Raw genomic sequence first — 24532 nt, 5'->3', positions numbered from 1 at the left:
TGCCCCTAGTCTTCGCAATGCATGGACCGGCATCCATGTGATGCAGGTGACAGGGCATCGTCCACGCCAGTCGGGTGGGCAGCGTTCGGCAGTGAAGTTGGAGGAGCGAAGACAGCACGACAACCCGATGCGGATGACCCGGAGGCCTCCGCATCCCGGCCGAGATACGACGGGCAACCCGGCCGGTATGAGCACTAGTTGAAATCACGCGCGGAAGCGTCATCCCCGACGCCGCGCATTCGTCGAATCCCCCAGGGCAATGCGGTTTTCCGCGACCTGGCGGCCGGTACCCACCGGCCTGCCCAGGTCTATTTCGCGATGCCCGAAAGCGTTCGGCCACATAGCAATTCGGGCAAATCGAGGAGGCTCTGGTGCAGGGTACGGAGTTGGGTGGTTTCGGACCGGGCAGCGATCGGGCGGTGGGCAGTGCGCCCGCGCCCGCGGCCTTCGAACTCACTCCCGGTCAGCTCGGCCTCTGGTACGCCCAGTTGCTCGATCCGGATGTGCCGATCAATGTCGCGCAGTACGTGGACGTGCACGGCGATCTCGATGCCGCCGCGCTCGAAACCGCTTGTGGCGCGGCCATTCGTGAATTCCAGGCCGTGGTGGTGCGGTTGATCGAGGTCGACGGGCAGCCCCGGCAGATCGTGGATCCCACTCTGCCCATACCGGTTCCGTACCTGGATCTGCGCGGCGAGGCCGATCCCGTTGCCGCCGCACGGGATTGGATGCACGCCGACTTCTCCGCCCCCGCGGATCTGCTGCACGATCGGCTCTTCGCCGGTGCGGTGCTGCGGGTCGGCGACCAGCGGTACTTCTTCTACCTGCGCTGCCATCACATCCTGTTGGACGGATACGGCGCGCTTACCATCACCATGCGTATTGCCGAGCGCTACAACGCGCTGGTCACCGGTGGTGAACCCACGATGATCGAGCCCGGCGACATGTCGGTGCTGGTCGAGTCCGAGCAGCGGTACCGGGCGAGTGCGGAGTTCGCCGAGGATCGCCGGTACTGGGCCGATCGGGTGCTCGGTCTGGAGGCCACCACCCTGGATCGCCGTACCGCCGCGGCCGCTCCGGCCAATCTGCGGTTCGGGCGGCAGCTGCCGCAGAGGGTGCTGGACCGGGTGAATCAGGTTGCCCGCGAGACTGATTCGAAGACCGCGGTGGTGCTGCTGGCGGCCTTCGGCGCGTACCTGGCCCGGCTCACCGATCAGCGCGAAGTGGTGCTCAGTCTGCCGGTGACGGCGCGCACCGATGAGTACACCCGGCGGTCGGCGGGCATGCTCTCCAATATCGTGCCGCTGCGGCTGGCCGTCGGTGACGACGCCAGCTGGGGTGACCTGCTGGCCGGCGCCCGGCTCGAATTGTCGAATGCGCTGCACCACCAGCGGTATCGGCATGAGGACATTCGCCGGGACGCCGATCGTGACGGGCAGCAGACCCGGCGCGCGCTGTTCGGGCCGCTCGCCAATTTCATGCTCTTCGATCTGGCACTGCCCCTGGGGTCGGCGACCGCGCGATATCACGTGCTCACCACCGGTCCGGTCGAGGATCTGAGTCTGCAGGTGTACTACGCCGACAGCGATCAGGTGCATCTGGAGCTGGAGGCCAATCCGAACCTCTACGGCAGTGACGATCTGGCGCGGCAGCACGCGCGCTTCACCGGTTTCCTGGAGCGACTGCTGGAGCTGGATCCGGCCACGCCGCTGGCCGCGGTGCCGGTCATCACCGAGCTGGAACGCGAAGTGAGCCTGCGGATTTGGAATGACACCGCCCGTGACTTCGCCGAGGCGGAGCCGCCGGTGCCCGCCGAGGCGACGCTGGTATCCATGTTCGCGGCGCAGGCCGCGCGGACGCCGACGGCGGTCGCGCTGCGGTACGCCGGGGAACCGGCCGTCGTACTGACCTACGCACAGCTCTCCGGCCGGGTGAATCGACTTGCGCGGCATCTCATTTCACTGGGTGTCGGCCCGGAGACGCTGGTGGCGCTGCATTTGCGCCGCTCGCCGGAGCTGGTGACGGCGCTGTACGCCGTGCAGGCGGCGGGCGCGGCGTATGTGCCGCTGGACCCGGATCATCCGGCCGATCGCACCGCGCACATTGTGGCGACCGCGCGCCCGGCCGTGGTGCTGACCGGCGCCGCCGATCGGCCCGCCGTCGAGTTCGGCGCACCGGTGCTCGTACTGGACGAACTGGCGCTGGACGGATACTCGAGCGCGCCGCTGGCCGCGTCGGAACGGCTTGCGCCACTGCGGGCTTCGAATACCGCCTATGTCATCTTCACCTCGGGGTCGACCGGTCTGCCCAAGGGCGTCGCGGTGACGCATCGCGGGATTGTGAACCGGCTGGCGTGGATGCAGTCCGAGTACGGGCTCAATGCCGATGATGTTGTGCTGCAGAAGACTCCGGCCACCTTCGATGTGTCGGTGTGGGAGTTCTTCTGGCCGTTGCAGATCGGCGCGACGCTCGTCGTCGCGACGCCGGACGGCCATCGCGATCCCGGCTACCTGGCCGAAACCATTGTCCGCGAGCAGGTTACGGTCGCGCACTTCGTGCCCGCCATGCTGGCCGTGTTCCTCGGTGAGCTGGTCACGGCGTCGGCGCGGGATATTCGCCTGCGTTTGGTGTTCGCCTCCGGTGAGGCGTTGCCGGCCGCGACGGCGCAGCGCCTGCGGGCGCTGACCGGTGCGCGGTTGCACAATTTGTACGGCCCCACGGAGGCGGCGGTCGACGTCACCTTCCATGAGGTCACAGACTTGGATACCGAGGTGGTGCCGATCGGCGCACCCGTATCCAATACCCGGCTGTACGTGCTTGATTCACGTTTACGGCCGGTTCCCGTAGGGACTCCGGGTGAGCTGTATCTGTCGGGGGTTCAGCTCGCCCGGGGCTACGTGGCGCGACCGGGATTGACCGCGGAGCGCTTCGTCGCCGATCCCTTCGCCGCGCCCGCTGGGCTCAGCGCCACGGGTGAATTGATGTACCGCACCGGCGATCTGGTGCGCTGGACCGCCCAGGGTGAGCTGGTGTACCTCGAGCGCACCGATTTCCAGGTCAAGCTGCGTGGTCTGCGCATCGAGCTCGGTGAGATCGAAACCGTGCTGGCCGCACAGGATTTCGTGCACCAGGCCGTGGTGGTGGTCCGAGACGAGCAGCTGGTCGCATACCTGGTCCCCGCCCGCCCCGCCGAGTCCGCCGCCCAGCCTATTTCGATGGATGTGGCCCAGTTGCGCACCGCCGCTGCGGCCGCACTGCCCTCCTACATGGTCCCGTCCGCCTATGTGGTGCTGGATGCGTTGCCGCTCAATGCGTCCGGCAAGTTGGACCGCCGGGCGCTGCCCGCTCCGGAGCCGATTGTCACGGTGTATCGCGCGCCGGTGTCGGTGGTGGAGCAGTCGGTGGCCCGGGTCTTCGGCGAGGTGCTCGAGCGCGAGGGCCTCGGCCTGGATGACGATTTCTTCGCCCTCGGTGGCAACAGCCTGATCGCCACCCGGGTGGCGGCGCGGATCAGCGGTGATCTGGGTTGCCGTATCGGTGTGCGTGAGCTGTTCGGCGCGCCGACGGTGGCGGCCGTGGCCGAGCTGATCGAGCGCCAGTTCCTTGATGAGGATGCCGAATTCGGCATGGCGATACCGGAATTGGCGGTGCGCGAGCGCCCCGAGGTGCTTCCGCTCTCGCCCGCTCAGCAGCGCATCTGGTTCCTGAACCGGTTCGCCACCGGCAGCGCCGACTACAACATGCCGTTCGTACTGCGCCTGCGCGGCGATCTCGATGTGGCGGCCATGCGCGCCGCCATCGCGGATCTGGTGGCCCGGCACGAGGTGCTGCGCACCGTCTTCCCGCAGACCCCGCAGGGCCCCTGCCAGCGGGTACTTCCGGCCGCGTCGTTGTCTCCGCGTGCCGCCCTGGAGTCGCTCGCGGACCGGCCGCTGACCGATGCCGCCGCCGCGGAATTCGATGCCGCCGCGGCGGGCCTGATCGCGGGGACCGATCTCATTGCCGCCGCCGAGCCGATCGCCGCGGCGGAGCTGGATGCCGAGCTGCGTGATTTCGCGGAGCGCGGCTTCGATCTCGAGACCGAGATCCCGTTCCGCGCCCGGCTTTTCGATATTCAGACAGACGATGACAATGCGGACGAAGCAGACTTCGCACTGTCGGTGGTGCTGCATCACATCGCGGCGGATGGGCTGTCGCTGCCGGTGCTGGCGCGGGATCTGGTGGCGGCGTACACCGCTCGGCTCGCGGGGCATGCGCCCGGCTGGACGCCGCTGCCGCTGCAGTACGCGGATTACGCGCTGTGGCAGCGCGAGCGGCTCGGTGCCGCAACGGACCCGAATTCGCTGCTGGCCCAGCAATTGGAGTATTGGACCCGCACGCTCGCGGGTGCGCCGGAGCAGTTGGATCTGCCTTCGGATCGCCCGCGCCCGGCGGTGGCGAGTGGCCGGGGTGCTACCCACCAGCTGGAAATACCGGCCGGTCTGCACTCTCGACTGCTGGAAACCGCTCAGGAGCATGGGGTTTCGGCCTTCATGCTGCTGCACGCGGTGCTCGCGGTACTGCTCGCCCGCCTGTCCGGGGGTGATGACATTGTCATCGGCACTCCGGTCGGCGGGCGTGGCGAACGCGACCTCGACGAACTGATCGGTATGTTCGTCGGCACCCTGCCGCTGCGCACGCGGATCGACACGCGCGCGAGCTTCGCCGAATTGCTCGGCACCGTAAGGGAATCCGATCTTGCTGCCTTCGCGCACGCCGATGTGCCGTTCGAGCAGCTGGTCGAGGCGTTGAATCCGGCGCGCTCACAAGCGCGCCATCCGGTCTTCCAGGTGACGTTGTCTTTCACCGGAGTAGGGAATGTCGGCGTCGAACTGCCCGGATTGCTTGCCACGGCGGGTACGCTGGATACCGGAGTGGCCAAGTTCGACCTATCGATCGCGGTCACCGAAAGCTTCGCCGGTGCCGGTCCCGGGGAAGGTCCGGCACCGGCGGGGATCCAGGCGGAGTTCGCTTTCGCCACGGACCTCTTCGATTCCGCCTCCATCTCCGTGCTCGCCGCGCGCTTCCTGCGCCTGCTCGATGCCGTCACCGCCGCGCCCGCGACCATCGTCGCCGACCTTCCCCTGCTCTCCCCGCGTGAATACGCGAACCTCACCACCCGTACGGGCGGTCCGGCGACCGCTTCGGGTCTGCTGCCCGATGTGCTGGCCGAGGCCGCCGAGGCGGATCCGGACGATATCGCCCTCTGCGATGAACGCCGTGCCGTCACCTATGCCGAACTCGATGCCGCTTCATCGCGTTTGGCCCGGCTGCTGATCGACCGCGGTATCGGCCCGGATGATCTGGTCGCCATCGGCGTGCCCCGCTCCATCGAGCAGGTCACCGCGGTCTGGGCCGTGATCAAATCGGGTGCGGGCTGGTTGCCGGTGGATCCGGCCTACCCGGTGGACCGCATCACCCACATGGTGACCGATTCGCATGCGGTGCTGGGTCTGACCACGGCCGCCTCCCGTGCCGCCCTGCCCGGCCCGCTGCCCTGGCTGCTGCTGGACGACCCCGAATTCCGCACGGCTTGTGCGGGTTTCGCCGCCGATCAGATCACCGATGCCGAACGGGTGCGTCCGCTGCACGCGCAGCACATCGCCTACGCCATCTACACCTCCGGCTCCACCGGTCTGCCCAAGGGTGTGCTGGTCACGCATGAATCCCTGGTGAGCCTGGCGGCGGAGCAGACCGCGCACTACTTCGGTCATCCGGGTGCGCGGGTGCTCAGCGTGGCTTCGCCGTCGTTCGATATCTCGGTGGCCGAGCTGCTGCTGGCCGTGAACTCCGGTGCCACCCTGGTGATCGCGCCCGCCGGTGCGACCGTGGGTCAGGAGCTCGCGGATTTCGCACGCGCACAGCGGGTTACGCATCTGGCCATGACCCCCTCGGCCGCCGCTTCGCTGGATCCGGCGGAGCTGCCGGATGTGCGGTCGGTGGCGGTCGGTGGTGAGGCGGTGCCGGCGGAGCTGGTGCGCCGCTGGGTCGAGGCCGGGCGGACCATTGTCGACGCCTACGGCCCGACCGAGACCACGGTCATCGTGAATATGTCGCAGCCGCTGCGAGCCGGTGAGCCCGTCCATGTGGGCCGCCCCATCCGCGGTGTGCGCGAGTGGGTCCTCGATGCTTCGCTGCAGCCCGTTCCGGTGGGTGCGACCGGCGAATTGTATGTCGCCGGAACACAATTGGCGCGCGGCTATCACGGCCGCCCCGAGCTGACCGCGAATCGTTTCGTGGCCTGCCCGTGGGCTCCGGGTGAACGCATGTACCGCACCGGCGATCTGGTGCGCTGGGCCGCCGACGGCTCCGTTGTCTATGTGGGCCGCAATGACTCTCAGGTGAAGGTGCGCGGCTACCGCATCGAACTCGGTGAGATCGAGTCCGCGCTGGCCGCACACGAGCAGGTGCGGCAGGCCGTCGTGGTGGTGCACAACGACGCCGTGCGCGGCGATCAGCTGGCCGCCTACCTGGTTCCGGCCGATGCGCGAGCGGGTGTGCGGACCGAGGCGGTGCGGGCGAGCCTGCAGGGTCGCCTCGCCCCGCATATGGTGCCGGCCGCGTTCACGGTGCTCGCCGAATTGCCGATGACCCCGAACGGCAAGCTGAATCATCGCGCCCTGCCCGCACCGGAGTTCACGGCCCGCGAGTTCCGTGCCCTCACCACTTCGACCGAGCGCCTGGTGGCTGCCGCGTTCACCGATGTGCTCGGTGCGAGCACACCGATCGGCGCGGATGACGACTTCTTCGATCTGGGCGGTAATTCGCTCATCGCCACCCGGCTGACGGCCCGGCTGGGCGCGGCCCTGGATGCCCGGGTGCCGGTGCGGCTGGTCTTCGATGCCCGCACGGTGGCCGAATTGGCGACCGCCCTGGGCGAATTCGCCGGTACGGGTGGGCGTCCGCCGCTGGTGGCGGGGGAGCGGCCCGCGAGTGTGCCGCTGTCCTACGCGCAGCAGCGCATGTGGTTCCTGAACCGTTTCGACACCGAATCGGTGGCGGACAACCTGGTCGCGGCTATTCGACTCTCCGGTGCCCTCGATCGCGATGCGCTCGCGGCCGCGCTCACCGATGTGATCGAACGCCACGAAACCCTGCGCACGATCTACCCCGCGACCGACGGTATCGGCCGCCAGCAGGTGCTTTCGCTCGCCGAGGCCGCGGTCGGCCTGGTCACCGAGGACATCGCGGCGGCCGACCTGGACGCGCGTATTCGCGCCCTGGCCACCACGCCGTTCGCGGTCGGTACCGAGGTGCCGTTGCGGCTCAACCTGCTTCGGGTCGACGACGCCGAGCACATGCTGGTGTTCTCGGTGCATCACATCGCCGCCGATGGCTGGTCGGTCGCGCCGCTGACCCTCGATGTGATGGCCGCGTACTCCGCGCGCCACCGGGGGACCGCGCCGGACTGGTCCGCACTGCCGGTGCAGTACGCCGATTACGCGCTGTGGCAGCGGGAGCTGCTGGGCAGTGCCGAAGAGTCGGATTCACTGCTGGCACAGCAGATTTCATTCTGGCGCAGTGAGCTCTCGGGGCTGGCTCCGGAGCTGTCCCTGCCGTTGGATCGGCCGCGTCCGGCCGCTGCCTCCGGGCGGGGCGCACGGTATGAGTTCGCCCTGGACGCCGGAGTGCACGCGCGGCTGCGGGAGCTCGCCGAGCGGTCGAACGCCTCGCTGTTCATGGTGGTGCACGCCGCGTTCGCCGCACTGCTGGCCAAGCTCTCCGGACAGTCCGATATCGCGATCGGCACCCCGGTGGCGGGGCGCGGTGAGCCCGCGCTGGACGGCCTGGTCGGCATGTTCGTCAATACCCTGGCCCTGCGTATCGAGGTCGCAACGCGTACCGGGTTCGCGGATCTGGTTGCCGCCGTGCGGGATGCGGATCTGCGCGCCTTCGCGAACGCCGATGTGCCGTTCGAGCGCCTGGTGGAGGCGCTGAATCCGGTGCGCACGCCGGGTCTGCACCCGCTGTTCCAGGTGGTCCTGGATTTCCAGAACACCGCCGGCGCAACCCTCGAACTGGAGGGTCTGGAGGTGTCGCGCCTGGATATCGATACGCACACCGCCAAATTCGATCTGCAGCTCTCGGTGTCCGAGAGCGCCGACGGCGGCCTGGCCGCCGTATTCACCTATGCCACAGACCTGTTCGATGCCGACGGCATCGAGGTGCTGGCCCGTCGTTTCCGGCGAGTGGTCGCGGCGGTGGCGAGTGATTCGGCACTGCCGGTCGGGGATATCGAGGTGCTCGAGGCCGAGGAGCGGCAGCGGGTACTGCACGAGTGGTCTGCCACCGGTGTGGACGACTCCGAATCCGGCACGCTGGCAGCACGTTTCGCCGCCGCCGTGCTGATCGATCCGCTGGCCACCGCCATCCGCTCCGGCGATACCACCCTCACCTACGGTCAACTCGACGCGCGTGCCAATCAGCTGGCACGGCGCCTCATCGCCGCCGGCGTCGGCCCGGAATCCCTGGTGGCCGTGGCACTTCCGCGCACCGCGGAGCTGGTGGTGGCTCTGCTCGCGGTGCTCAAGGCCGGTGGTGGCTATTTGCCGATCGATCCGAATTACCCGGCGGATCGCATCGAATACGTCCTCGACGACGCCCGCCCGGTGTGCGCGCTCACCAGCGCCGCCGCGAATCTGCCTGGGTGTTGGTTCGGTGGCCCGGTCCTGGACCTCGATACCGTGGATCTGACCGGTTACGCCGATACCCCCATCACCGACGCGGACCGTCGCGGCACCCTCGATCCGGCGAATACCGCCTATGTCATCTACACCTCGGGTTCGACGGGCCGCCCCAAGGGCGTGCTCATTCCGCATCTGAATGTGGTTCGGCTGCTGGACAATACGCGCCGGCACTTTGCCTTCGGGCCGTCCGACGTGTGGACCATGTTCCACTCGTACGCCTTCGACTTCTCGGTGTGGGAGCTGTGGGGTCCGCTGCTGTCCGGCGGCAGTGTGGTGGTGGTCGACTACTTCACCTCGCGTTCGCCGCAGCAGTTCCGCGAATTGCTTGCCGCCGAACGGGTTACGGTGCTCAACCAGACCCCGTCGGCCTTCTATCAGCTGATCGCCGCCGACCAGGCGAACGCCGCCGATGATCTCGCGCTGCGCTGTGTCATCTTCGGTGGCGAGGCCCTGGAGCCGCAGCGGTTGCGCGACTGGTTCGCCCGGCATCCGCAGGCTCCGGCGCTGGTCAATATGTACGGCATTACCGAGACCACGGTGCACGTGTCGTACCGGTCGATCACCGCGGCGACCGGTTCGGCGAGTGTGATCGGCGGTGCGCTGCCGGGTCTGGTTGTGCGGGTGCTGGATTCGCGGTTGCAGCCGGTTCCGGCGGGTGTGCCCGGGGAAATCTATGTCTCCGGTGGGCAGTTGGCCCGCGGTTACCTGTCGCGTCCGTCGCTGTCGGCGAGCCGGTTCGTGGCGGACCCGTACGGTCCCGCCGGTGCCGCCGCCTATCGCACCGGTGACCTGGCGCGCTGGACCGCGACCGGGGACCTCGAATACCTGGGCCGCGCCGATCAGCAGGTGAACCTGCGCGGCTTCCGGGTGGAGCTCGGCGAGATCGAGGCCGCCCTGTTGGCCGAGCCGGGTGTGCGGGAGGCGGCCGTGGTGGTCCGGCACGACGATATCGTCGCCGAGGACCGCATTGTCGGCTACGTGGTGGAAGCCGCGAGCGTCGATACCGTCGCACTGCGGCAGGCGATCGCCCGGCAGCTGCCCGAACACATGGTGCCCTCCACCATTGTGGTGATCGATCGAATTCCATTGACGGTCAATGGAAAACTGGATCGCGCCGCACTGCCCGCCCCGACCTTCGAGGCCGCCGCGTACCGGCAGCCCGGTACCTCCGCCGAGATCGCGGTCGCGGGTGTGTTCGCCGAACTGCTCGGCATCGAGCGGGTCGGTGTGGACGACGACTTCTTCGCGCTCGGCGGCAGTTCCCTGCTGGCGGCCCGCGCGGTCGCCCGCATCGGCGCGGCCCTGGATTGTGAGATCCAGGTGCGCGCACTCTTCGAAACCCGCAGTGTCGCAGCGCTTGCCGAATACGCGCACGAACTCCCCGGTGCGGGTGCGCGTAAGCCGTTGCTGCCGCGTATGCGCCCGGAGCGGCTGCCGCTCGCGCTCGCCCAGCAGCGCATGTGGTTCCTGAACCGGTACTGGGCCGCCGAGGAGACCTCCGGTCCGGGTGCGGCCGCGGACAATATTCCGCTGGTAATCCGGTTCTCCGGGGTGCTCGACACCGTTGCCCTGGCGGGTGCGCTCGCGGATCTGGTGCAGCGGCACGAGACCCTGCGCACCGTCTACCCGGATGGTGTGGACGGGCCGGAGCAGCTGATTCGGACTGGGGCACAGAGTGTCCCGTCGGTTGTCGCCGAACTGATCGACGCATCCGAGCTGGACGCACGCCTGGTCGCCGCCGCCACGCACGGCTTCGACCTGACCGCCGAAACACCTTTGCGCGCAGAGCTTTTCCGTATCTCCGATACCGAACATGTACTGGCCCTGGTACTGCACCACATCAGTGCCGACGGCTACTCGCTCGGCCCGCTGGCCCAGGATCTGATGGCCGCGTACACCGCGCGCCACACCGGTCAGGCCCCGGCCTGGCAGCCACTGCCCGTGCAGTACGCGGATTACACGCTGTGGCAGGCCGAGGTGCTCGGCTCGGATACCGACCCGGATTCCGAGGCGGCCCGCCAACTGGCTTACTGGAAGACGCGGCTCGCCGGTCTCCCCGAACAGCTGGATCTGCCCGCCGATCGCCCGCGCCCGGCGGTCTCGACCCAGCGCGGCGGCAGCCACCATTTCACCGTCGCTGCCCACCTGCACGCGGAACTCGCCGCCCTGGCGCAGAAGCTGGACACCACCATGTTCAGCACCGTGCACGCGGCGCTGGCGATCCTGCTGTCCCGCCTGTCGGGCAGCACCGATATCGCCATCGGCACCCCCGTCGCCGGGCGCGGTGAGCAGGCCCTGGACGGTCTGGTCGGCATGTTCGTCAACACCCTGGTGCTGCGCACCGAAATCGATCCGAAGGCCGCATTCGACACCCTGCTGGCGCAGGTCCGCGCCGGCGATATCGAGGCCCTCTCGCACACCGACGTGCCCTTCGAGCGCGTGGTGGAGGTACTCGCCCCCGCCCGCGCCCAGAATCGGCATCCGCTGTTCCAGGTGGCGCTGACCTTCCAGAATTTCCCGCTCCCCGCCCTGGAACTGCCCGGCCTGCACGTGCTCCCCGCCCAGATCGAAGCCGGCATCGCCAAGTTCGACCTGCAGTTCACCGTCACCGAAACCTTCGGCGCCGAGGGCCGCACCGGCGGCATGGATATCGAAATCACCTACGCCACCGACCTTTTCGAGGGCGCAGGCATTGCGGCGCTGGCACGCCGCTTCGAGCAGGTGCTGGCGACGGTTGCCTCCGACCGCATGATCGCGATCGGCGATATCGAGCTCCTCCGCGCCGATGAGCGCCGCCAGGTGCTGACCGAGTGGAATGCCACCACCCGCGACCTCGCCGCCGAACTCCCGGAAGGCGCTGCGGCAAACCTGGTTTCGCTGTTCGAGACGCAAGCGCTGAGCACCCCCGACGCGACCGCGCTCGTGTTCGCGGGTATGCCCGAGCGAGGCGAGGCACGGGAATCGCTGTCCTATGCGGAGTTCGCCGCGCGGGTGCATCGCCTGGCCCGCCATCTCATCGCTCGGGGAGTCGGCGCGGAATCGACCGTGGCGCTGGCGATTCGTCGCTCCACCGATCTGGTCATCGCCATATACGCCGTACTGGAGGCCGGCGGAGCGTACGTCCCCCTGGACCCCGACCAGCCCGTCGACCGCATCGACTACGTCCTGGACACCGCCCGCCCGGTCGCGATCCTGACCACGGCCCGCGATGCCTTCACCACCGGTAGCAACGTGCCGGTCCTCGAGGTCGACACCCTCGACCTCGACGGCTACTCGGCCAAACCGATCACCGATTCCGAACGCGGACAGGCGATCCGCCCCGACCACACCGCGTACGTCATCTTCACCTCCGGCTCCACCGGCCGTCCCAAGGGCGTCGCCGTGGAGCATGGCGCGATCGTGAATCGCCTGCTGTGGATGCAGCACGAATACCCGATCGACGCGAACGACGCTGTGCTGCAGAAGACTCCGGCCACCTTCGACGTGTCGGTATGGGAGTTCTTCTGGCCCTTGCAGACCGGCGCGCGCCTGGTGGTGGCCAAGCCTGACGGTCACCGTGACCCGGTTTACCTGGCCCGGGTCATCGCCGAAGAGGGCGTCACCACAGCCCATTTCGTGCCCTCGATGCTCGCGCTCTTCGTGGCGACCCTCAACAGTGACACCGCCCCCGTCTCGTTCGGTGAGGGGATGCGTCTCCGGCAGGTGTTCGCCTCCGGGGAGGCGCTGCCCGCCGCGACCGCGCAGCAGTTGCGCGAGTTGACTGGCGCGCGCTTGCACAACCTTTACGGCCCGACCGAAGCCGCCGTCGACGTCACCTTCCACGAGGTTGTCGACGCCGACGAGATCTCGGTGCCGATCGGCCGCTCGGTGTGGAATACCCGCACCTTCGTGCTGGATGCCCGCCTGAACGCCGTTGCCCCGGGCATCGCGGGTGAGCTGTACCTCGTCGGCGATCAGCTGGCGCGCGGTTACCTGGGTCGCCCCGATCTGTCCTCGGATCGCTTCGTGGCCAACCCGTTCGGCAGTGCCGGTGACCGCATGTACCGCACCGGTGACCTGGTGAAGTGGAATGCCGACGGCGAGATCGAGTACCTGGGCCGCACCGATTTCCAGGTGAAGCTGCGTGGTCTGCGTATCGAGCTCGGTGAGATCGAATCCGCCCTGACCGCAATGGATTCCATCGCCCAGGCCGTGGTGGTGGTGCGCGCCGATGATCGTCTCGGCGATCAGCTGGTGGCCTACCTGGTGCCCGCCACAACTGCTGCCGCCCAGGCCGGTGCGGCCACTGCCGCCGACGGCGTGCGGGTGGACGTCGTGCGCGCTGCGCTGGCCGCGACGCTGCCCGGGTACATGGTGCCCGCGGCGTTCGTGGTGCTGGAGGCGCTGCCGCTCAATGCTTCCGGGAAGCTGGATCGTAAGGCGTTGCCCGCGCCGGTGTTCGAGGCGAAGGTGTTCCGGGCTCCGGCCACTCCGGTGGAGGAGATTGTCGCCGGGGTGTTCGCCGATCTGCTCGGGACCGAGCGCATCGGTGTGGATGACGACTTCTTCGAGTTGGGTGGCAGTTCGCTGCTGGCGGCCAAGGCGGTTGCCCGTATCGGTAGTGCGCTCGGCACGAATCTGGGTGTACGGGCGCTGTTCGAGGCGTCGGCGGTCGGCGAGTTGGCCGCCCGCGTCGAGGTCACGCCGAAGTCGGGTGCTCGCCCCGCGCTGGTCGCCGGTGTTCGGCCGGAGCAGCTGCCATTGTCGCCCGCGCAGCAGCGCATGTGGTTCTTGAACCGCTTCGACGGTAGTTCGACCGCCTACACGATTCCGCTGGCCCTGCGCCTGTCCGGTGATCTGGATGTGGCCGCTATGCGGGCCGCCGTGGCGGACGTCGTCGCGCGGCACGAAACCCTGCGCACGGTCTACCCGGAGACGGCGGCCGGTCCGGTGCAGGTAATTCTGCCCGCCGCTCGGGCCGCGCAGCCGTTGCTGCCGATCGATTGCACCGAAGCCGAACTGCCACAGCGCATTCTGGCGCTGACCAGCGAAGCCTTCGATGTCACCACCGAGGTTCCGGTACGACTGCGGCTGTTCCGCATTACCGATGCGGCGCACGGCGAGTACGTGTTCGTCGGTGCCCTGCACCATATTTCGGCCGACGGTTCGTCGCTGGTGCCGTTCGTGCGGGATCTCATGCTCGCCTACGGCGCGCATCTCGCCGATACCGCCCCGATGTGGTCGCCGCTGACCGCGCAGTACGCCGATTACGCCCTGTGGCAGCACGCCCTGCTCGGCGCCGAGGAAGACGCGGAATCCCTGTCCGCACAGCAGCTCTCGTTCTGGCGCGAGACTCTCACCGGTCTGCCGGATCAGCTGGATCTGCCCACCGACTTCCCGCGTCCGGCGCGGCAGAGCCTGCGCGGCAAGCGAATCGAACTCCCCGTCGATGCCGACCTGCATGCCCGCCTCACCCGGGTGGGCCGTGCGCACGGCGCGACCCTGTTCATGGTGGTGCACGCGGCCTTCTCCGCGCTGCTGGCCCGCCTGTCCGGCACCGCCGATATCACCGTCGGCACCCCGATCGCCGGGCGTGGCGAGGCGGCCCTGGACGACATCATCGGCATGTTCGTGAACACCCTGGTGCTGCGCACCGAAGTCGATGCCGCGGAACCGTTCTCGGCCCTGCTGGGCCGGGTACGCACCGCCGATATCGCCGCGTTCGCGCACGCCGATGTGCCGTTCGAGCGCCTGGTCGAGGTGCTCAATCCGGCGCGCTCCACCGCCCGGCACCCGCTTTTCCAGGTGGGTTTCTCCTTCCAGAACCATGAGCGAGCCGCCCTGGAGCTGCCCGGTCTGACGGTCTCGGAGGTCGACTTCGACAATGAGATCGCCCAGTTCGACCTGCACCTGTTCGCGGTCGATCACTACGGCCCGGCGGGTGCGCCCGCCGGCATGGCTCTCACGCTCGGCTACGCCACGGATCTGTTCACCGAGGACACCGCGCTCCGGTTCGCCGATGCCCTGCGCCGAACACTGGAAACCATTGCGGCGGAGCCGGATACCATCGTCGGCTCCATCGACCTGCTGGGTTGGGACCTACGTGAGCAGGTGCTCTCCGCCTGGAACGCCACCGCGCACCCCGTCGCCCCGGTCACCCTGGTCGATCTGGTCGACGCCCAGGTCGCGGCGACCCCGAACGCCATCGCCCTACTGAGCGCCGAGGGCGAAACCACCCTCACCTATGGCGAATTCGATGCCCGGGTGAACCGTCTCGCGCGCCGTCTGATCGCCGACGGCGTCGGCCCGGAGCATACGGTCGTGCTGGCCATACGCCGCTCCATCGACCTGGTCATCGCCATGTACGCGGTGGTCAAGTCCGGTGCCGCCTACGTCCCGATCGACCCGGATCACCCCGCCGATCGCATCGCCTACATTGTCGAAACCGCAGCCCCGGCAGCCATTCTCACAACCACCCGCGATGCGTCCCCCGGCGAGCCTTCTTCCCCCCGTCATCCCGGCGCGCTTTTGGCCGGGATCCACAACACCGCCGTCGACGTATTGCGGATTGACGAACTCGACCTGTCGAGCCATTCGCCCGCGCCGATCCACGACGACGAACGGGTACGCCCGCTGCGTCCGCACAACCCCGCCTACCTGATCTTCACCTCCGGCTCGACCGGCAAGCCCAAGGGCGTAGCCGTCCCGCACTCGGCTATCACCAACCAATTGCAGTGGCTGCGTGACACTTTCGAACTGGACGCGAATGACCGATCCCTGTTGAAGACCCCCGCCACCTTCGACCTCTCGGTCTGGGAGTTCTGGTCCCCGCTGACCACCGGCGGCAGCCTGATCGTCACCGCCCCCGGCGACGAGCGTGACCCGGATCGTCTGCGCGCCCTCATGGACACGCATCTGGTCACCGTGCTGCATCCGGTCCCGTCCCTGCTCGGCATGCTCCTCACCACCGGCCCGCTGCCCGATTCGGTGCGCGCGGTGCTGGCCATCGGCGAGGCCCTCCCGGCCGCGACCGCGACCGAGTTCCTGGACAACCCGGGCAAGGCTCGCCTGTTCAACCTGTACGGCCCGACCGAGGCGGCGGTATCGATCACCGCGTTCGAGGTGACCGAGCGTCCGGACCAGGCCGTCTCCATCGGCACCCCGGCGTGGAACAGCGGTGCGTACGTACTGGATTCGCGCCTGCAGCCGGTACTGATCGGTGTCCCGGGCGAGCTGTACCTCTCGGGTGCGCAGCTGGCTCGCGGCTATCACGGCCGTCCGGGGCTCACCGCCGATCGTTTCGTCGCGAACCCGTTCGGCGCGGGCCGCCTGTACCGCACCGGCGATATCGTGCGCCGCCGCGTGGACGGTTCGCTGGAGTATGTCGATCGCGCCGACTTCCAGGTGAAGATCGGCGGCTTCCGTATCGAACTCGGTGAGGTCGAGACGGTGCTGCGCCGCCAGGACGGTGTGACCGCGGCCGTCGCGGTGGCCCGCACGGAGGGTGGCAGCGGCGCCCGGCTGGTCGCCTATGCGGCCGTCCCGGGTGCCGATCCGGCCCGCTACGACGAGGTGGCGGCGGGCCTGCGCACCGCGCTCGCCGCGGACCTGCCGCAGTACATGGTTCCGGCGGCCCTGGTGGTGCTGGAAGCCTTGCCGCTCAATGCCAATGGCAAGGTGGATCGCGCGCGCCTGCCCGAGCCGGCGTTCACCGCCGGCGCGTACCGTGCCCCGGTCTCACCGACCGAGCGCCTGGTGGCTGCCGCCTTCGCCGAAGTGATCGGTTTGCCCGCAGCGGCCGCTGCCGGTCCGGCCTCGGAGGTGGAGTCCCGCACCGGAATTGTCGGCCTCGACGCGGATTTCTTTGCCCTGGGCGGTAATTCGCTCATGGCGACCCGTCTCGCGGCGCGCCTCGGCGCGGACCTGGGTGTACGGGTGCCCGTGGCGGCGGTATTCGAAGCGCCGACCGTACTGGCCCTGGCCGAGCGGCTGGCGGCGATCGATCCGTCGGACGTGCGCCCCGCGCTGGTCCGGCGTGCCGAAGAAACCCTTGCACCGCTGTCGCTTTCGCAGCAGCGCATGTGGGTCGTCAATCGGCTGACCCCGGAGTCCGGCGCGTACAACGTGCCCGCCGCCATTCGACTCTCCGGAACCCTGGATCGCGAGGCACTCACGGCCGCCGTGCGGGATCTGTTGGCCCGCCATGAGATTCTGCGCACCTGCTACCCCGAGGTGGACGACGAAGCGGTGCAGCGGGTGCTCACCGTCGACGACGTGCGATTCGACCTCGCGCCGATCGCCGTGAACGGCACCGATATCGACGACAGGATCGCCGAAATCGTCTCGGCCGGTTTCGATGTCACCACCGCACCGCCGGTGCGCCTGGCCCTGCTGTCGGTCTCGCCTACCGAGCATGTGCTCGTCGTGGTCATGCATCACATCAGCACCGACGGCTACTCGATCGCTCCCATGGCGCGAGACCTGGGGCGGGCGTACACGACTCGCCTCTCCGGCACTGCCCCCGCCTGGACGCCGCTGGCCATCCAGTACGGCGACTACAGTGCCTGGCAGCGCACGGTCCTGGGCGACGAACTGGATCAGGACAGTCTGCTCAACTCGCAATTGGCGTTCTGGCGCACCGAGCTGGCCGGTCTCCCGGAGCAGCTCTCGCTGCCCACCGACCGCCCGCGCCCGGCCCGTCGCGATATGCGCGGCGAGACAGTCGATTTCGAGCTCGAGGCCGAGCTCACCGCACGGCTGTCGGAGGTGGCGCGCGAGCACGATGCCACCCTCTTCGGTGTCCTGCACAGCGCCTTCGCGGTGCTGCTGTCCAAGCTGTCCGGCCTCTCCGATATCGCCGTCGGCGCACCCGTCGCCGGTCGCGGTGAGCGCGCCCTGGACGACCTGATCGGCATGTTCGTCAATACCGTGGTGCTGCGCGCCGAGGTGGACGCCCGCGCCCCGTTCCACGAGCTGCTGCGTCAGGTCCGCGATCGCGACCTCGCCGCCCTCGCCCAGGCGGATGTCCCGTTCGAGCGGGTGGTGGAGGCGGTACTGTCTGCCTCCGGTCGCGCCCGTACCAGCGCGTACACCCCGCTCTTCCAGGTCATGTTCACCTTCCAGAATATGAACACCGGCACAGTGACCCTCCCCGGTCTCGAGGTCGAGGTGCTCGAACCGCGCCTGACCGAGGCCAAGTTCGATCTCCAGCTGACGGCGCTGGAGCAGTACGACCCGCAGGGTCGCGTCACCGGATTGCGTATGCAATTCGCTTACGCGACAGACATTTTCGAAGCGGCCACGATTCGCCTGCTGGCGGAGCGGCTGCTGTGCGTGCTCGACGCGATTGCCGCCGATCCGGCGATCACCGTGCGCGCCATCGATATTCGTACGGATTCGGAGCGGCCTCGCAGCGGCAACTCCGGTCCGGCGTCCACCCCGGCTTCCGGCGCCTCCGCGCGCCCGGCCGAGGTGGAGCGGACACCCGCCGAGGTGCCCGCGGCCGAGCTCCCGGCGCTCATCGCAGCCGCCGCCGAGCTGGCCCCCGACACTGTCGCCGTCTCGCACGGCGCGCACAGCGTCACCTACCGCGACCTCGCCACCAAACTCGCCACCGTCGCCCGTGCCATGGGTGCCGCAGCGAAGCCGGAGGCCCTGGTGAATGTCGCACTCGCCGGTTTGGTGCCCGGCATCCTGGCCGCCCTCGGTGCGGGTGGCCTGTCCCAAGTCCTGCACACGCTTTCGGGCGCGGCGCAGGCGCTGGTTCAGTCAGAAGGAGACCTCTGATGTCTCGTGTGGAGTCGGTCGCCCTCAACCCGTTCGGTAACCATGCGGCGCTGCGTAGCGCCTATGGCGCCGCGGACCTGCCCAATCTGATCGAAACGGTGGCGAACCTGGAGCCGGAGCGCATTGCGGTCCGGCACGGGGATGTCACCGTCGGCTACGGCGCGCTCGCCGCCGAGCTGGGTGCGCTGGCCGAGGCCATGGGCGGCGCACTCGAACCCGAGGCCCTGGTTCAGGTCGTGATCTCGGGGCAATTGCCCGCGCTCATGGAGGGGGAGGAGGGCGCGCTCAGCGCCGTCCTGGACGACCTCCTGGACGATGCCGTCGAGGCCGCCGCCGGAGTGCTCACCCCGAACCTGGCCCCGGTCGAGACCCTGGCGACACTGTTCGAGGATCAGGTGCGCCGCACCCCCGACGCGGTGGCGCTGCAATTCGGCGGGGAGAGCCTGACCTACGCCGAATTCGATGCCCGTGTCAACGCACTGGCACACCGCCTGCTCGCCGCGGGCGTCGGCCCGGATGTACTGGTGGGCTTGGCCGTTCGGCGTTCGTTCGAACTGCTGGTCGGCATGTACGCCATTATCAAGGCCGGTGGCGCGTATGTGCCGCTGGATCCGGATCATCCGGCGGAGCGACTAGCGTACGTCCTATCCGTGGCGAATCCCGCTGTGGTGCTGACGACTTCGGCCGATGAGCCGGAGTTCGAGACCGCCGTGCCGGTGCTGCGCATCGACGAATTCGAGCGCACCGCATCGGCCACACCTGATTCGCCGGTCACCGATCGCGATGTGCCGCAGCCGATCGCGGACAATATCGCCTACGTCATCTTCACCTCCGGTTCGACCGGGCGACCCAAGGGCGTCGCGGTCTCGCATCGCGCGATCGTGGCGAATCTGCGCTGGCGGCAGCGCCTGTACCGGATGCACTGCGGTGACGCGGTACTGCAGAAGACCCCGTTCACCTTCGATGTGTCGGTGTGGGAGTTCTTCTGGCCGTTGCAGGTCGGCGCGCGCCTGGTGATCGCCGAACCGGACGGGCATCGCGATCCCGCGTATCTGCTGCGCACCATCGCCGACTACGGCATCAGCATCGCGCATTTCGTCCCGTCCATGCTCTCGGTCTTCATCGCCGAGGCCGCCCGGGACGGCGTATCCGATTCGCTGCGTGCGGTTTTCGCCTCCGGTGAGGCGCTGCCCGCCGCCACGGCCGCCGATTTCCGCGATGTCAGCGGAGCCACGCTGCACAACCTGTACGGCCCCACCGAAGCGGCCGTCGACGTCACCGCCCATGAGGTGACCGCCGCCGATATCGTGCAGGTGCCCATCGGCGCGCCCGCCGATGACACCGATCTGCTGGTGCTGGACGACAATCTGCGACCGGTCCCGGCCGGAGTGGTCGGCGAATTGTATTTGGCCGGAGTGCAATTGGCACGCGGCTATGTGGCGCGGGGCGCGCTGACCTCGGAACGTTTCGTCGCCAATCCCGAGGGCGCGCCGGGCGATCGCATGTACCGCACCGGTGATCTGGTGCGCTGGCAGCAGGTGGACGGCGGCCCGAACGAGCTGGAGTACCTGGGGCGCAGCGACTTCCAGGTGAAGTTGCGCGGTCTGCGCATCGAACTCGGCGAGGTCGAGGCGGCACTGCTGAGCCATGACAAGGTGGCGCAGGCGGCAGTCGTACTGCACCATGGCGCGACCGGTGATCACCTGGTCGGCTACGTGGTCCCCGCATACGACAGTGCGGCCGCCGTGGCCGGTATCGGGACCCCGGTTGCCGCGAATGCCTTGGACACCGCGGCGGTGCTGACCGCCGCGCGTGAGCGACTACCCGAGTACATGGTGCCCGCCCTGCTGGTGGTGCTGCCCGAGTTCCCGCTCAACCAGAGCGGCAAGCTCGATCGTCGTGCCCTGCCGGAGCCCGAATTCACCGACAGCGCGGTGGAATTCCGCGCCCCGGAGACCACCGCCGAACTGGCCGTTGCCGCCATCTTCGCCGATCTGCTCGGTACCGACCGGATCGGCGCGGACGACGACTTCTTCGCCCTGGGCGGCAATTCGCTCATCGCCACCCGGGCCATTGCCCGGGTCTCCGAGGCGCTGCGCATCACCTTCGATGTGCGCGACTTCTTCGACCGCCCGACCGTGGCCGCGCTGGCCTTGCTCGCCGATGACCCGGCGGCCCGGGCGAATTCGGATGTGGAGTTGCTCGGTCCCGCCGAAATCGATGTCGACCGCCCCGTGCTGGCGGCGGGGGAGCGGCCCGCACTGGTTCCGCTCTCGCCGGCACAGCAGCGCATGTGGTTCCTGAATCGCCTCGCGCACACCGAATCGGAGACTGCGGCCGATGGATTCGACGCGGCGGCGGTCGACAATGTGATCGTCGCGCTGCGCCTGCGCGGCGACCTGGACGCCGCCGCTCTCACCGCGGCGGTCACCGATCTGATCGCCCGCCACGAGGTGCTGCGCACGTCCTACCCGCAGACCCCCGCCGGCCCGATTCAGCTCGTGCACTCCGCCGTGCTCGGTCCGATCTCCGCCGGGCACCCGGTCGCCGCCGAGCTGACTCCCGTCGATATCGCGGACGCGCTGCTACGGTCCGCCATCGAGGCCGAGGCCAGGCGCGGATTCGATGTCGCCGCGCAGATTCCATTGCGGCTGCGGCTCTTCCGGGTCGATCCCACCGATCACACGCTGGTGCTGGTCGTGCACCATATCGCCGCCGACGGTGTCTCGATGGCCCCGCTGGTGCGCGATCTGGTGGACGCCTACACCGCGCGCCGGGCGGGGGAGTGGCCCGGCTGGGCTCCCCTGGATATCCAGTACGCGGATTACGCGCTGTGGCAGCAGCGGCTGCTCGGTGCCGACTCCGATTCGGATTCGCTTGCCGCCCGCCAGCTTTCGTTCTGGACCCGGGAGCTGGCCGAACTGCCGGCGCAATTGGATCTGCCCGCCGATCGGCCGCGCCCGGCGGTGAGCGGATATCGCGGTGCGACAGTCGGTTTCGACCTCGACGCCGACCTCCGCGCCGCCATCGACCGGATTGCCGGCGAGAGCCGGGCGACCCCGTTCATGGTGTTGCACGCCGCGCTCGCCGCGCTGCTGGCGCGCCTGTCCGGCACCACCGATATCGCCATCGGCACCGCCGTCGCCGGTCGTGGTGAGCGGGCCCTGGACGATCTGGTCGGCATGTTCGTCAATACCCTGGTGCTGCGCACCGAGGTGCGCGGTGACCTCTCCTTCGCCGAACTGGTTTCGGTTGCGCGGGAACGGGATCTGCGCGCCTTCGCGCACCGCGATGTGCCGTTCGAACGCCTGGTGGAGGTGCTCAATCCGGTACGCGCCCGCAATCGCCACCCGCTCTTCCAGGTGGCACTGGTGCTGCAGAACCTGGGCGCGCAGACCCCGGTTCTCCCGGGCCTGGCAGCCGAACTGGTCGAATTCGACTCCGGCTTCGCCAAATTCGATCTGCAATTGACCGTCGCCGAGGACGGCGACGGCTATCGCGCCGAATTCAATTACGCCACAGAACTCTTCGACGCGGCCACGGTCGGCGAGTTCGCCGCCAAGTTCACCCGCCTGCTGACCGCCGCCACCGCCGCCCCCGAACGCCCGGTCGGCGATATCGACCTCCTGGACGCCGGTGAGCTCGACTATGTCGTCGACTCCTGGAACGCCACCGGTCACAAGGTCCCGGACCTGTTCCTGCACACCGGTTTCGACGCCCAGGCGCAGCGCACCCCCGCGGCGCGCGCCCTGGTGTTCGGCGATACCGAACTCACCTACGCCGAACTCGACGAGCGCGCCAATCGCCTGGCCCGCCTGCTCATCGAAGCCGGTGTCGGCCCCGAATCCCTGGTCGTGCTGGCCATGGCGCGCTCGGTGGAGCTCATTGTCGCCATGTACGCCGTGCTGCGCGCCGGTGGCGCGTACGTGCCCATCGACCCCTCGCACCCGATCGAGCGCATCGGCCACATTCTCGAAACCGCCGATCCGCAGCTCGTATTGACCACCGCCGGTGACGGTTTCACACTCCCGGCGGGTGTCGACCTTCCCCTGCACCGCGTTGATGAAATGGACCTGGACGGGTACCGGCCCGGCCGTGTCACCGATCGCGAGCGCCGCGCCACCCTGCACCCGGAGCATCCGGCCTACGTACTATTCACCTCCGGCTCCACCGGTAAGCCCAAGGGCGTCGCCGTCAGCCATCGCGCCATCGCCAATCAGATGGCGTGGATGCAGGCCGAGTACCGTATCGGCCGCAAGGATGTCTACCTGCAGAAGACGGTCTCCACCTTCGACGTCTCGCTCTGGGGTTACTTCCTGCCGCTGCGCGCCGGTGCCACCATGGTGCTGGCCGCCCCGGACGGGCATCGCGATGCCCGGTACCTCGCCGAAACCATCGCCGAGCACGGGGTTACGCTCACCGACTTCGTGCCGTCCATGCTGGCCGTCTTCGCCACTCATGCCGAGCCCGGCGAACTCGGTTCGCTGCGTGAGGTTTTCGTCGCGGGTGAGGCGTTCTCGCCGGAGACGGTCACCGCTTTCCGCGCGGTCTGCGCTGCCGGCCTGCACAATTTGTACGGTCCCACCGAGGCCGCGGTCACCGTCACCTTCCGCGAGGTCCGCGAGGAGACGCAAGCCGTCCCCATGGGCGAACCGGAGTGGAATACCCAGGTCTACGTACTGGATTCGCGCCTGCGTCCGGCCCCCATCGGCGTACCGGGTGAGCTCTACCTGGCGGGTGTGCAGCTGGCGCGCGGCTATCACCGCCGCGTCGATCTCACCTCGGATCGCTTCGTGGCCAACCCCTTCGGGTTCGGTGGCGAACGCATGTACCGCACCGGCGATCTGGTGAAGTGGACGCCGGAGGGTGAGCTGGTCTACCTGGGCCGCATCGACTTCCAGGTGAAGTTCCGCGGCCAGCGCATCGAACTCGCCGAGATCGAGACGGCACTGCTCACCGCCCCGGAGGTCGCGCAGGCCGCGGTCCGGGTCATCCCCGGTGATACCGGTGATTTCCTCGCCGGATACGTAATCCGCACGCCCGGAACCGAACTCGACACCGATGGACTGCGCGACCGGCTCACCGAACTGGTGCCCGCGTACATGGTGCCCACCGTGATCGTGGAGCTCGCCGAGTTCCCGCTCGGCACCAGCGGCAAACTCGATCGCGGCGCCCTGCCCGTTCCGACTTTGGCCGCCAAGCGTTTCCGTGCCCCGGTCGATGCCGCGCAACGCGTAGTCGCCCGCGTCTTCGGGGAGGTACTCGGCCTGGACCGGATCGGCCTGGACGACGACTTCTTCGCCCTCGGTGGCAGCTCCCTCTACGCCACCCAGGTCACCGCCCGCACCGGAGCCGAACTGGGCGTGCGCATTCCGGTCCGCACCCTTTTCGATGCGGGCACAGTCGAGAGCTTCGCGGCCGCCGTCGGCGAATTGTCCGGTGCGACAGCGCGTCCCGCGCTGGTCCCGCAGCCGCGCACCGATCGCGTCCCGCTCTCCTCCGCCCAGCAGCGCCTGTGGTTCCTCAATCGCCTGGAGAGCGAACAGGAGCGCCCCAGCAGCTATAACCTGCCCGTGGTGCTGCGCCTGTCCGGCCGCCTCGATGTGATGTCCATGGAGCAGGCCATGCTGGATGTACTGGCCCGCCACGATGCCCTGCGCACCTACTTCCCGGACACCGAATTCGGTCCGTACCAGAAGACTCTGGACCCCGCCGATGTCGGTCTCACGCTCAACCCGGTTCCGGTGCGGGAGTCCGAGATCGTCGCGGCCGTCACCGCCATCGCCGAGGCGCCGTTCGATGTGGTCCGCGAATTGCCTTCGCGCATAGCCCTGCTCGTGGTCGATCGCGGCCCCGGCGCCCCGTATGACTCCTCCGAGTACGTGCTGGTCATGGTGCTGCACCACATCACCGGCGATGCCCTCTCCATGCCGCCCCTGGTCGCCGACCTGATGCGCGCCTATACCGCCCGCCTGTCCGGTGCCGCCCCCGGCTGGGAGCCGCTGGAAATCCAGTACGCCGACTACAGTCTGTGGCAGCGC

2 protein-coding genes (1 of these 2 only partly in view) are annotated in these 24532 nt (G+C 68.6%); both read left to right on the top strand.

Annotated elements, in window-relative coordinates; translation table 11 throughout:
- The first annotated feature begins 371 nt into the window (after positions 1-371).
- Complete coding sequence (locus GFY24_RS05910; protein ID WP_309230510.1) at positions 372-18491, top strand: non-ribosomal peptide synthase/polyketide synthase; 18120 nt, start codon at positions 372-374, stop codon at positions 18489-18491.
- Positions 18491-24532: the beginning of a non-ribosomal peptide synthase/polyketide synthase gene (locus GFY24_RS05905; protein ID WP_153803919.1), read on the top strand. 19449 nt of this gene lie beyond the right edge of the window; the window shows 6042 of its 25491 coding nt (coding positions 1-6042); its start codon is at positions 18491-18493; its stop codon lies off the right edge, out of view. The genes GFY24_RS05910 and GFY24_RS05905 overlap by 1 nt, the downstream gene beginning before the upstream one ends.

This window comes from Nocardia sp. SYP-A9097 (assembly GCF_009649815.1).
Taxonomy (GTDB): Bacteria; Actinomycetota; Actinomycetes; order Mycobacteriales; family Mycobacteriaceae; genus Nocardia.
The sequence above is the reverse complement of the archived record's forward strand: the minus strand, read 5'-3'. Positions and strand labels throughout refer to the sequence as shown.